This is a genomic window from Acidilutibacter cellobiosedens, assembly GCF_004103715.1.
Classification (GTDB): Bacteria; Bacillota; Clostridia; order Tissierellales; family Acidilutibacteraceae; genus Acidilutibacter; species Acidilutibacter cellobiosedens.
In genome coordinates this window covers 282,427-295,079 of the sequence record NZ_CP035282.1, presented here as the reverse complement: position 1 = coordinate 295,079, position 12,653 = coordinate 282,427, and the positions used below count along the sequence as shown (strand labels likewise).

The 12,653-nt window shown below is 30.2% G+C and carries 11 protein-coding genes; 4 read left to right on the top strand and 7 right to left on the bottom strand.

The window, feature by feature from the left end; translation table 11 throughout:
* Nucleotides 1–5: 5 nt before the first annotated feature.
* A complete protein-coding gene (locus EQM13_RS01420) occupies nt 6–1,193 on the bottom strand; it encodes a DnaB-like helicase C-terminal domain-containing protein (protein ID WP_128751734.1) in 1,188 nt (395 codons plus the stop codon).
* Nucleotides 1,194–1,466: 273 nt separating this feature from the next.
* Here EQM13_RS01420 and EQM13_RS01415 point away from each other — a divergent pair, with 273 nt between their 5' ends.
* A complete protein-coding gene (locus tag EQM13_RS01415; protein ID WP_128751733.1) occupies nt 1,467–1,820 on the top strand; it encodes a hypothetical protein in 354 nt (117 codons plus the stop codon).
* 105 nt (nt 1,821–1,925) lie between these two features.
* Here the strand turns inward: EQM13_RS01415 and EQM13_RS18375 are convergent, their stop codons facing one another.
* The 3 genes from EQM13_RS18375 to EQM13_RS01405 all read right to left on the bottom strand — a co-directional run bounded on the left by EQM13_RS18375 (nt 1,926) and on the right by EQM13_RS01405 (nt 4,242).
* Complete coding sequence (locus EQM13_RS18375; RefSeq protein WP_170177301.1) at nt 1,926–2,099, bottom strand: hypothetical protein; 174 nt, start codon at nt 2,097–2,099, stop codon at nt 1,926–1,928.
* A 270-nt stretch (nt 2,100–2,369) separates the two neighbouring features.
* Nucleotides 2,370–3,461 (bottom strand): toprim domain-containing protein, encoded by a 1,092-nt coding sequence (locus EQM13_RS01410; RefSeq protein WP_128751732.1) that lies wholly within the window; start codon nt 3,459–3,461, stop codon nt 2,370–2,372.
* A gap of 1 nt (nt 3,462) precedes the next feature.
* Entirely contained in the window at nt 3,463–4,242 is a 780-nt protein-coding gene (locus tag EQM13_RS01405; protein ID WP_161567140.1) for a helix-turn-helix domain-containing protein, read from the bottom strand.
* Between the two features lie 240 nt (nt 4,243–4,482).
* Between EQM13_RS01405 and EQM13_RS01400 the strand changes: the two genes are divergently transcribed.
* The 3 genes from EQM13_RS01400 to EQM13_RS01390 all read left to right on the top strand — a co-directional run bounded on the left by EQM13_RS01400 (nt 4,483) and on the right by EQM13_RS01390 (nt 6,605).
* Nucleotides 4,483–5,664, top strand: a complete 1,182-nt coding sequence (locus EQM13_RS01400; protein WP_128751730.1) for a hypothetical protein — start codon at nt 4,483–4,485, stop codon at nt 5,662–5,664.
* 204 nt (nt 5,665–5,868) lie between these two features.
* Entirely contained in the window at nt 5,869–6,180 is a 312-nt protein-coding gene (locus EQM13_RS01395) for a hypothetical protein (RefSeq protein WP_128751729.1), read from the top strand.
* Nucleotides 6,181–6,302: 122 nt separating this feature from the next.
* A complete protein-coding gene (locus EQM13_RS01390) occupies nt 6,303–6,605 on the top strand; it encodes a hypothetical protein (protein WP_128751728.1) in 303 nt (100 codons plus the stop codon).
* A gap of 610 nt (nt 6,606–7,215) precedes the next feature.
* Here EQM13_RS01390 and EQM13_RS01385 read toward each other — a convergent pair.
* From EQM13_RS01385 to EQM13_RS01375, 3 genes are all read right to left on the bottom strand, one after another.
* Nucleotides 7,216–8,706: a hypothetical protein gene (locus EQM13_RS01385; RefSeq protein WP_206172767.1), complete on the bottom strand. Its 1,491-nt coding sequence runs from the start codon at nt 8,704–8,706 to the stop codon at nt 7,216–7,218.
* A gap of 146 nt (nt 8,707–8,852) precedes the next feature.
* Nucleotides 8,853–10,637: a UvrD-helicase domain-containing protein gene (locus EQM13_RS01380; RefSeq protein WP_128751726.1), complete on the bottom strand. Its 1,785-nt coding sequence runs from the start codon at nt 10,635–10,637 to the stop codon at nt 8,853–8,855.
* On the bottom strand, nt 10,634–12,652 hold the full coding sequence (locus tag EQM13_RS01375; RefSeq protein ID WP_128751725.1) for an ATP-dependent nuclease: 2,019 nt from the start codon (nt 12,650–12,652) through the stop codon (nt 10,634–10,636). Before EQM13_RS01375 ends, EQM13_RS01380 begins: the two co-directional genes overlap by 4 nt.
* Nucleotide 12,653: the final 1 nt, after the last annotated feature.

Below are 12,653 nucleotides of genomic sequence, written 5' to 3'. Positions count from 1 at the left end.
CTTTCTTATAGACTCTTTTTCTTTTCAATATTAACTATAGCAGAACTTTCTTTTAGAAAAACTAGTTCAACTATACAATTTATACATAACAAATTTTTAGCTACAATAACTTCGAGAATGTTTTTCTTCTCTGAATCCACTTCATAAACTTCATCTCTATATAATAACTTAATTATGTCTGGAAATGTTCTCATACTATCATATTCTAAGTCAGAAAGACATGGTCTATGATCTACTCTAGACCTCATTTTTTCTGATGGAATTCCTGATATTAAAATCAATGGAGTCTTTAGATCTGTTGTAAGACTCTTTAGTTTTTGCATAATCTCAAGTGTTTTATCTTTAATATAAATATCCTTGTCATTAATAATGGATTGGAGATCATCAATGATTATCAAATCATAAGAACTAGATTTTATTACATTAATAATTTTATCTATAGTTTTATTTTCATAATCTAGGTTAGTAAATTGTATATTGCTTTTGGATAATTCATTTACAGCATTATAATATGCCTGAAACTCATGCTCAAGAAGTTGATATCTCCTAATTTTATCTAAAGGCAATTTTGATTTAGTGGCAATCAGCTTCTCTGTTAAAATTTCACCGTCTTCTTTTAAATTAACATATAATACCTTCTTATTTAATTTACTTGCCACAAAAGCACAAATATTTAGTGCATATGCCGTTTTCCCAATTGTAGTATCACCTGCAAGTAAAATAAGATCTGTTGAACCAATTGGTATAAGTTCATCAAATGCAATAAAACCTGTCTTTAATGTGTCATCATTTTCGTCCCAATTTTCTATATGATTAGATAGAAAATCCTGTATATCTTGAGTTTTGTCTTTTCTGCCCTTTAAATATTCCAAGTAATGGTCATGTGGTAATTTGAAATCTAACCACTGGAATTCTGGTAACTCAACATCAAAACATCCATCATCTTTAAATTGAACATTATACTGTGGCTTTAATTTGTTAATTAAAATGGCTTCGTATGCCACTTGTTCCGATTCGTTTTTTAGCTCTGCATATTGGATCTTTTCTATAGATTTATAACAGTTAAATGGAAGATGCCCTAGAGCAGTAAAGTGTTCCTTTAATATTCTTCTACTAATATCATTAGTTCTACCAATATAAAGTATGTTACCATCTTCATCTAAAAATTTATAAATATAGAATCTGTCATCCATTATTTTACCCTCACCTCTAATATGTTTTTCCCTTATAAAAAACGGTAAAAAGTGAATATTCCCTTTTAACTCATCATATCAAATTTTCATTAATATTACAGCTTAAGGATAACTCTACTTTTCATATAAGAAATAAATAGTATGAATATAACAGACTTCAATCCTCCATAATTACACTATTATCTTAATTCTTCTTGAAAATAGGGAATACTTTATGAAATCATCTTCTTAAGGTATATAATAAATTTTCAAGAAGATGAAGGGGGCTATCCTATGGTCAAAAACCTATACCAGCTTCTTACCGAAATTGCAAATGAAAGAGCTGTGGAGGTCGTAAACGATATTGCTGTAAGTAATAAAACATATAAGCAACTTACTCAAGAAATAAAAAAATCATATGATAATATTAGAAATAACCTACCAATAGAACACAAAAAATTTCTTGATAAATATGAAGATGTAATTGGAATGCGACAAACATTAACATTTGAAACCTTATATAAGCTTGGACTAATCAATGGTATTAAAATTTGTAATTTGTGTGACAAATTGAAAAATAATGATCTAAAGCAATTAAAGCATCTTCTAAAAATCTACACCAACCATACAAATTGCTTATCTGATTAAAACCCTTTTTAAATTTTCTTAAATATAACTCCTGTGCAAAACAAATGCCATACCATCTAATACGGGGTATGGCATTATGTATTACTTTTAATAAATGATTTTTTACTACCCCAGTAACGTATGATAGACCGCCTCATCTATACAGCCAAACTCAAACAAAACTCCCGCTACATTGATTCCAAATTCCGCCATATCACGTTCATGTTGCACAAGATAAATTATCTCCTCTATTACTTCATCCGAATTCCATTTTTTTTGACCATATTTATCAGCTAACATATTCCGTCCCTCCTAAAGTTTAATTTAGATTCCATTATAGCGCAAAAAACTGTATAAGTGTCGATATTTTTAACCTTATTTTTCCTGATGAAATAAAAGGAAGGGAAAGCCCCTTCCTCTATTTAAGATATTCATAATATAAATCCATGAAAAAAGAGTTTTTGTCAAATCGCTTCGCATCCTCGATTCCTTTTTGAGAAAAAACTAAAAGTTATATTAAAACTTATCTTTACATTCCATTTATAGCCCAAAACCGATTCCAAAACTTTCTCATCTTATTTGTTGAGTAAGATAAAAATATAGTGCAGGAATACGCCTTTCATACATTTGCCTAAATTCAGCTTCTGGAATTTCATCAGGATCCTGAAAGCCTGTTAACTGAATTACTCTTATATTATCAAGGTCAAAACCCGCCTTGGAAAACTGATTAATCATCCGCAGCATTCCTTCCTTTCCAGGGTCATCTGCCTTTACCACGCTATCACAATCAAGACATAAAACTATTTCCTTTGGAAGTAATCTATTTAGAATTTTAATTTGGTATTTTGTTAAAGAATCTCCCAGAACTGCAACAGCAGAAAACCCTATTCTCTGTAACGCAATAGCATCGAAGGCGCCCTCCACTAAAATTAATTTGCTTATATCAAAACCCTTATTGAATAATTCTTTTAGGCCATACAGGCATTCGCTTTTAGTACCAAAAACCCTATATTTTCCACCAATTTCGGCTTTTTCTTCTGATAAAGTTCTTTTTATGACGGATTTGATTTTTCCCTCGGTTGAATACACGGGAAAGATTATTTCTTTTCCATTTGAGTCAAAGCCTAAATAAAAATCCTCTATGTCCCCTTCCGTGAGCCCACGCTCTTTAGTAAGATAGTTCATAGCATACCTACATTGCAACAATTCTTTATGCCAAGTTCTAGCTTGTCTCTCTTTAAAATAAGCGTTTCCTTTTTCTTTTATAGAGTTCAATTCCCTTATATATTGCAGGGTATTTTCCTTAAAGGCCAAACCTTTTTTAGTATTATTTACTTCCTTTACATTTCGACCCAAATAATCAATACTAATTCCCGCAAGATTTGCCATATACCTAATAACTGTATCTCTTTCATTACATCTTTTAAGACGCATCACTAGATCTACCAAGTTATAGCCATTTTGCTCACAGCTATTGCTGAAACATTTAAAAACCTTTTTATTTATATTTATAGATAAATTATATCCATCAGCCCCAACATGAAAAGGACATACTATGCGTATCTCATTACCAAAATATTTAAAGCAAATATCTAAATCCTCCATAAGTTCAATCGTATCTATTTTTCTGATTACTTCTCGTTCTATTTTTTTATTTATCACTTTATATCACCTCCAATACATCCCAGTCTTCATCTGTAATAACTAGTTCCTTCGGGCATATTCGTCTTATTAAGAAGCAAATAGATTTTTCCCTTTCAACCTCTTTGGTTCCATTACAAAAAGTATATATAAAGCCTAATCGATGTAATGTTTTAATATGATTGCTTACTGTCTTCCAAGATTTTATGCCGAGAAACTTTTTAAGTTCTTTTTTTGGTAATACTACCATATAACCATTTTTAACCTTTGCCAAAAGAAAAACATATAACATTTTTGCTCTGATATTTAAGCCCTTTGCAAAGACTATATTTAAAGGTACGTAAGTCTTATATTGGGATCCTGTTTTATCAAAAGTATAAATGTTATTAAGGTATCGTTTATCATCTGGCCGCTTTCGCCTTCGAGCGGCCGAAATACATTCCTTTTTTGTTAGCCCATCTATTGCCTCCACTAAAGTAGTGTGTGAGTGCCCTGACGTTTTCGATAAATACTCAATAGATGGAAATGCAGTCTTTTGAGTATTGCAAAAAGATTTTACTAGAATATAAGTTAATTTTTCTGTAAGACTTAATTCCTCCGAGAAAATAACCGAATCCTCAATATATACTGCCGTATAAAATCCTCTTCTGTTTATGTTGTATTGTTCGTTAATGGTAAAGTTTAATAAACCATAGTGAAGTTTATATGAATCAACCACTTTTTCTTTATTTTGATGGAAAATGCGATATCCATCACTTTCTTGTTCAATTTTTATTATTTTTGCCTGGAACTTGTTTCCCATCATACCACCTCCGATAAAAAATAATTCGGCGGCCAAATAATTTGTAATTCCTTTTTGATAAAAATAACAAAAGTTATATTAAAACTTATCTTTACTTTCCATTTTTCTAGTCTATCCGATTCCAAAATACCGCCTGATTTAATCGTATATTTCTCAATAGATTAATTTAATTTTTACTGTTGGTGTTATTTGTTTATGATATAATTGATAAAAAGTTTTCTAATTGGGAGTTGTCAAATTATGTTGGATACTCTTAATTCCATTGATCTTTTTGAAAGTAATGATTTAAATGATAGGTTATGGAACCTAAAATACAAAATGTCTTATCCTATATTTAAGCCGAGAGCCAACTATATGGCATCCTTCGAGGCAAATACACTAAATAAAACATATTTTTGGGGATATATTTTATCACGAGTCATACCAAAATGTATTGGCACTAGAACACCCGCTCAAGTTATATATAAAAATATCAAAGTAACTACATACACCTTTGATGATCTTGAGTTTCTTGATACTTTTTCAAGTTTCGCCCTGTTAAAAATTAAACGAATTATACGTTTTGCTGAAGAGGCTTGGGTACAAAATAAAAAATTTAGCTATCGTGAACTTGCTTTTCTCACCTGTGCCACTACAAATTCTGTTTTCCGATGGGTAAAAGACTGTAAGGATACAGGTTTTAATCCCATCCCATATGCCAAAGCCAGTTTACCATCGAGAAAAACCCACATATTAGAAAAATTGCTAACAAAAAATTTTTTATTAAAACCAGTCAACCCCTCCTCTATAATAAATTTATGTTGGATCACATATTCTACTTGGAGTGAAATACAATGGATGTTATTAGAAATGATGGTCTGCATATTAGCCATAATTTTTAAAAATAAAGCTTCTAAAGTACTAATCGAAGGATTATCTATCCCTAATATGCAGCAGCTTGAATACACAGATTTATATAAAAAACACCAGGATATAGTTAATGCTTATTTTAGATACTTTTTTAACCAATGTCTTATAACTGTTTCTCCATTAGAAATCATGTGTAAGGCCATTGCTTTCTTACATCCAAGCTATGGCGACTTTAAAAAAGTATCTAAAAAAATCGGTAAAAGTATCACAGATTACGAAAGTAACCACAATGCAGTACATTTAGATGATGATACTATTTTGTTTCGTTTAAAAAGCAAATCTCTAAAAAAACATAAAACGATTGAACAAAATGCTATGAAAGCAATTCCATTAAACCTTTTTAATGACGATAACTTTAAGACATTTAAAGGATCTTCAAATAAGGAACTAATACAAAAAAGAGTTAAGTCCCTATTAAAACAAGCTAAATTAAATAATTGCCATATATCACAAACTGATATTTGTTTTCTTTTGTCTTTATCGCGAGAGGTATATCGTGGTATTGATATTTAACCAAAACTGAAAAACCTAAAGTAAAATCACTGTGTACATCTAAAAAACACAGTGATTTTTTCATTTCATAATCATCTACAATAAACGCCAACAGTAGAAATGGGATTTTGACTTATAAAATTTTATGATGATATTAGAAAGCTCACAAGGAATAAAAAAATAACTTGTGAGAGTTAAAATAAAAATTTTAAGGAGTGGTGCTTTATGAAAAAAATTATAAATAAAAAAATGTATGATACCGATAAGGCAATTCTGGTTGATGAATACTGGAATGGTCTTGGCAGTTCAGATTTCCGTTACTTTTCTGAAGAACTCTACATCACAAAAAGGGGAGAATTTTTCCTTTACGGTAGTGGAGGTGCAATGACAAATTACGCTAAAAGTAACGGAAAAAGCACATGGGGTTCTAGTGAAATAATTCCTTTAAGCCCCGATGAAGCTTATGAGTGGTTAGAAGAGTATAACAAAACCGAAGCCATTGAAGAATACTTTTCCGATAGGATTCAAGAAGCTTAAGTTGTTTTTAGGACGGAAAGATAAATAATTTCCGTCCCCCCTTTCTACTATGCTAATTTAAATGTAAGCGTAATCCTTGTAGATTACACATATACTTTAGTTTCCAGGAAGAGGTGGATGGAATGAGTAATATAATTGACTTAAAAAGTTATAAGAGAAAGAGAAATACGGTGAATTCAAAAAAACCTAATTTTACACCTGAAGAAATCCAAAAAAAGACCCAGCCGTATATTGATTACCTAAATAAGCCTAATAAAGTTTTTGTAAGTAAAAAAGGCGATAGATGGACAACCGAGGAAAATGAACAATTCAAACGACTTGTTTTTAAATACACCGTTGAGTGTTATAGTTGCACTGCTATGGACGAAGAAATAAAGAAGTTTTTCTCTTGGCGGACTAAATCTGCTATTTTAAGAAAAATTTAGGAAGGAAATGTATGTATCTATAGCATAAAATAGGCCATAATTAGCTATATAAAGAACCCTCATAAGGGTTCTTTTTTATAACTCAATATGAAGTCGAGTAATTTTTTACCCAAAAGTAAAAAAGCTGATATGATTTTTTAATATGGAAATATAAAGAAGTAAATGCTACAATGTAGTAAAAAATATAGTGTAGCAATGTAGTATTTTAATAAATAATACAGTGTAGTAAATACTACAAAAATACTGGAGCTTTTTGCTTCTTTATAATGACAATTAGAAGAGGAGAAAGACAGATGAACCTTGATACACTGGTTAAGTTTCTGACTACCTGTATATTCCACACCGACACTATCTTATATAGGGTAAAACCCTAAAAATGACATAGAAAAAAGCAGGACTAATACCCTGCTCAATAAGTGCTCAAAAAATGAACTGTCGCTTATAGAAAATATAATCAAACTGATTCTTTCTCATAGGGAAAATAAAAATTAAGAAGCTATTTTTAGGTAATATTATTTTTGTATCGAATATTCAAAATCAATTAGATATAAAAATTATATTTGATTTTCAAGGCGGGAAAATAGGGTTTCTCGCCTCTTTTACTACCAATTTATGCGGCTTTTGTTTCATTGATGGCTGAAATTATTCTAATCATCTCATCTGTCATAAGAATTAATTTAAGTGCATATTCCTTTTTGTCATAATCTGATGTATATCCATGTTCTATTTTATTTCTATTAAAATCAGGTATTTTATCAACATCTTTTGGAGCAAAAGATTTGTAATACTCCGCAAATTGTTTAAATACATAGTCTGTGAGAAAAAGCTCCAATTCCTCGCTTTCTTTTTGCAGTAGGTTGATATATTTCCATATGCTGCGTTCAAATATACCGTATCTATCGTTTAAAAAAAATCTAATAATTCCCTCCATAATACTGGTAAAAGCATTAACTCCAGGCCAATACTTCCCTGCTTTATAAAACTCAACTGAATCTTTTGCTTTATCTTTAAAACTATTAAAGTAAGATAGTTCATTCCAATCCTGTAACATGTCATCCAAAGCTTTATAGTCATTTGCCTCATAATAATCGCAAATCATTATATTTACTTCTTCTTCCGTTAAAGTATCTCTATTGTTATATATTTTGTTAATCAGAGAAATAGGTAAAGGTAATATTGCACACCAACCAAATTTATATAGAACTTCAGCTTTTTCCTTTAAATCTTCCCTAATATTAAATCTTTCAAATGCTATAGTGTTTATATCATAGAGAAAAGGTTTGATTCTTTGCGATAATTCAAATGCTAAATTTGTAAATTGATTAATTTTATTTTTATATTCAAATATACTTCTAAAGCCCATAAATGCTTCTTTGAATATTTTTTGTTGCTGTTCAATTGCCTTTGTTATTCCCGCATTATATTCAATAGATTTTCTTGTTAACTCTATAACAGAAGGCTGTAGTAATTCATTAAAGTTATTGATATTATTCAGTGCATTTTGAACCCCTAAAGTAATAGATTGGCTAGTAGCGGTAATATCTGGTGCAATACCTAAATTTAGTTTACTTAAAGCGGAATTTCTTAAAATCTTCATAGCTTCATTATCGTAAAGTTCCGCAGCTTTGCTAATCATTTCCGAATGTTGGTTTATACGACCTATATTGTCATAAAACCGCACTATTTCTGGAATTCCCTTTGGAATTAGGCTCTTTTCCATCACAAGCATTTTATTTGCAATAGCTTTTGCGTATTTTTGGTATTCCCCCCATTCTTTTTTATGAAGCATATAAAATTCTTCGAAACAGGATTCTGTTTCAAAGTCAATATCCTTCTCATACCTTCGGAAATACTTATTGCCTTTTGTTATCGCTTTGAAAATTTTGCACAGTTCCTCATCCGATAGCTGTTCTATCTCCTCTAATGAAATATTAAATTCTTGTTCTTCATAAATGAGTTTCCAGTTTGATTCGCAAATATGATAGACCATTGCACAGAATGCTTTTCGATAATCCTGATACTCTTTATAGCGATACTCATATTCTTTACAAGCACTTAAACTGTAATATATCGGGAGTTTATACTCAATACCGTTTATCAAAACAGGTACTTGTATCACAGCTTTTTTTAAAGCATTTAGAAAACTATCTTTATCAAAATTGCTTTCCATTATAGCATCAACCCCCATTGTAACCTATCTATATATTCTTTATGTTAAATAATAATCTTCATTAATAATTCCTGATATCAATTACTGCATTTTATATTTAATTTATTCATTCTTTCACTTTTCTTTTTATTCATTTTTGGTACTGCAATACACAAAAAATCTTCTGCTCTGCTAAAAGCCACATAATATAATCTGCTGTTATCTTCTTCATGATTGATGTCTGGATCAAATAAGTATTCTATGTCATTTATGTTTTCTATAAAAACTAAAACCGATTGAAATTCAGCCCCTTTTGCTTTATGAATTGTTCTAATAGTAGCTTTCTTTTCTTCTTTAAGCTTTAAATTATCTACAAGTTCTTTGACCTGTAATGTTTCTGCAAAGTCTTTAAATGCTCCCCTAGATGCTTTAGTTAACTTAAGATCAAACTGATTAAAAAATTCATCATTTAAATCATTATAAAAATTTAATACTGATTTTTCCATGTTAGTTTCCATATTATTAATCATATATTCTAAAAGGGCTACTGCCAAACTTCTTTTTAACAACTTACTTGTTATCGCACAATTTCTAAAACAGCCTTTTAAGTTACCATCTTTATCTGTTTTGAATACTTTTAACATCTCTTTAATGGCAACTTCATACCTCAATTCCTTGGCTATTTCTTGTGCAGAAAAAATATGCTCAAGTAATCTTCCTCTATCTAAATCTTTTTTATATATTTCATCCCAAATAACACTATTACATTGATTCGTTTTAGATTTTAATTTAGAAACAGCCTTATTAGATGGTGTTATAACACAATAATCTTTGTTTAAACAAAATTCTTCTCTTATTTCATGAAAAATATTTTCCACTTCTTTAATATTTTCATATTCTATATAATAAATTGGTTTACCTTGTTCCTTTCTATAGCAACTTTGTTTGATTATATCTTCGCCTCTCATATGAGAGAGTAAGTTTATTATTTCTTTTGTACTTCTTCTATTCTGCGTCATAATATAATCCTTTTGATTATGTAAATTAAATTTTATAAAATCGTCCCTCGATGCACCTTGAAATTTATAAATTGATTGAGCTGGATCCCCAATTACCCCAATAATAGAACCTTGTTCACCTATCCACTTTATTATTTGGGTCTGAATTGGATTGGTATCTTGAAATTCATCAATGAAGATATACGGGTATTTTGCAGAAATGAAATTCCTTATAATTGAATATTTTTTTAAAATATTATATGAAAAATATAAAACGTCTTCATGGTGTATTATTCCTTCATCCCAAAATAATCGTTTATATTTAGTAAAGAATTCCGTATCTATCAGCTTACCACATGCTCTTTTAGTCCAATCATGTCTTGGTTCGAGTACTATTTTACCAGATTCAAATGACCAATCTAAATCACCTAATATTTGTATAAGTGATGTTTCTAGTCTTTTCCTTTTTTTGACCTCTGCACAAAGCTCTTTATTAAGCATAACTTTGCCCTTACTAGGAACATGCTCATCATGCCCACCCAATTCTTGATAATTAACTATACATTCTCCGTTATCATCCTTTAATAGATATATGTATGGTTTAACAACATTCTTATATAAAAAGCTATGAATTGTAGATACCTCTACTCTATCATCATTAATTTCTAATCGATCCTGAATTTCTTCAACAGCAACATTGGTATAAGTAATACATGCTATTTTTGCCACAATATGTAGCTTTTTAGAGTTCTTTAAAACATTTTTAATATGGTTAATTAACCAGTATGTTTTCCCAGCTCCTGGCCCAGCAATAATTTTGAAGTTGCAATCAACATCTTCCATCACATAATCAGAAGTTATTTCTATTACATTTTCCCTATTCATTTAAGTTCATCCTCACTCTCCGCACCACATACCCATGTAAATGCGTCCTTAATATGAGAAGGGATAATGAACTTTTCTTTGGTTTTATCGTTATCTAATTTCTGGATGTTATCTTTTAATTTATCGGCCAAATCGAAAGCTACCTCTCCCTTACCTTTTTCGGCATAAAGCAAAAACGAAACTGCTTTTAAAGCTTTTTGTTTTTCCTTTTTACCCCAATTAGATTGGGCAAGCCCTTCGATATCTCCAGGTTTTTTTATCTTTACTTCTTTATTAAACAATATAGCAGAATCACTATTTTCAAAAGCTAAATCATATTCCAGGGTTTTACCTTTACCAGAAGTATTATAAAAGACCCTAACATTGTTAGTTTTTTCTGTTACTTTTTTAAGATTTAGAGCAGCATCGGATATGGGTTTAAATTCGTATTTGTCTGTTTCGAATTCTAATTGGAATGGATAGCATTTTACCCACCTTCTCTTTTTTTTAGATTTGTCTGTATCAATTTCCCGTCTACAAGGATCTGTATCTATTACACAAGCTACTCTTCTTTTTAATGCGAATTTCTTGTTCTCTTTTTTAATTCCTGCCCCAAACATCTTAATAAAATGTTTAAAAGTCAAAGCATCCACTCTGACCATTGCCACGTGGCTTTTTTCAAAACTTTTATTATCATACTCTGCTAAAATAGGGAAAATAAGCTGCTCGGCTATTCCTTCTCCCATAATTACCGATTTAGCAAATAGCATCTCTGATTTTGTAGCATCCAGATACCTTTCTACATACTTTTTTGATTTTATATCTTCTTTATCTGTTTTGGAGAAAACTCTCCCAGGATAGGAAGGAACAATCTCTCCAGACTCATTATAATTCATACATATTATTGGGTCTAATCCTACTGCGGCAGTAATATGAGTAGAATGAGTAGTAATAAATATCTGTCTGCTTATTTGTTGATTATCTATTTCTTCTTTTAAAAACTTTAAAAAGTTATATTGTAGCGCTGGATGTAAATGCGCTTCAGGCTCCTCAATTAAAAGCATCGGAAAGGCTTTCGCATTTTCCCCTAAATCACTAGACATCAACATTTTAAAATTTGATAGAATTAGTGATATATACACTAAATTGTTGTAGCCCATTCCATTATTAATAATAGGTATTTCAATTCCCGTTTTTTTCTTTATCATTAATTTTAAAACGGATATGACATCTTTTTTTGCCAGATTACCACCAAAAATGGGTTTACCTCCAACTGTTGCTCCTGTCTTTTCTGCAAGTTCAAATATGTTACTGGTTTGCACCCTTTTTATCATATTGGATACAACTATGTCTGCCCCTTTATTAAACTCTTTTTCTCTTTTTTCTAACAATAAAGCTTTTTCTTCTTCTTTTTTGTGTTTTATATCTGAATCAATAAAATGAGTTAGGACTTGCTTTAGCATTGCATTTTTCCCCATAAACATTTTACTTTCAACATCTCTTAATGCATCTAAATACTCGCAATGAAACTTTTTTATGTATTCTGGTTCAGCTCTATTTTTGCTATCTTCATTTCCTGCATATATTCTCGAAACATACTTTTTTAAATGCTTTTCTAATACATCCCAACAGTCTTTTTTACCTCTTTTTGCCTTTTCTAAATCCTCTTGATATTCATTTAAGTTGTTTTCGGGAAGAAAAAATTTATACGTTAACGTTGCTTCCCATGGACTTTCCAGCTTGGTTAACCAACTTGAAACAATAGCTTTATCTTCAATTTTTTCTTTTTTTGAAGATCTTAATGTTAATACAATTCTTATAAATGGTGGTTCAAATTCAATTGGTATTGATTTATTAAAATCATCAACAGTCGGATTGTTTATATGAGAATTGTTAAATATATACTGAATAGCCTTCATTATCGTTGTTTTCCCGCTGTTGTTTTCCCCGATAATTACATTTAGACCTTCATTAAACTCTATTTCTATATCCTGAAAACATCTAAAGTTTTGAACTCTTATTTTGGCGATATACACG

What these genes read in the sequence shown, in the direction of transcription:
- EQM13_RS01390 (WP_128751728.1), top strand. Translation starts at nt 6,303, where the DNA reads ATGAGTAATATAATTGACTTAAAAAGTTATAAGAGAAAGAGAAATACG.
- EQM13_RS01415 (WP_128751733.1), top strand. Translation starts at nt 1,467, where the DNA reads ATGGTCAAAAACCTATACCAGCTTCTTACCGAAATTGCAAATGAAAGA.
- EQM13_RS01380 (WP_128751726.1), bottom strand. Translation starts at nt 10,637, where the DNA reads ATGAATAGGGAAAATGTAATAGAAATAACTTCTGATTATGTGATGGAA.
- EQM13_RS01400 (WP_128751730.1), top strand. Translation starts at nt 4,483, where the DNA reads ATGTTGGATACTCTTAATTCCATTGATCTTTTTGAAAGTAATGATTTA.
- EQM13_RS01395 (WP_128751729.1), top strand. Translation starts at nt 5,869, where the DNA reads ATGAAAAAAATTATAAATAAAAAAATGTATGATACCGATAAGGCAATT.
- EQM13_RS01420 (WP_128751734.1), bottom strand. Translation starts at nt 1,193, where the DNA reads ATGGATGACAGATTCTATATTTATAAATTTTTAGATGAAGATGGTAAC.
- EQM13_RS18375 (WP_170177301.1), bottom strand. Translation starts at nt 2,099, where the DNA reads ATGTTAGCTGATAAATATGGTCAAAAAAAATGGAATTCGGATGAAGTA.
- EQM13_RS01405 (WP_161567140.1), bottom strand. Translation starts at nt 4,242, where the DNA reads ATGGGAAACAAGTTCCAGGCAAAAATAATAAAAATTGAACAAGAAAGT.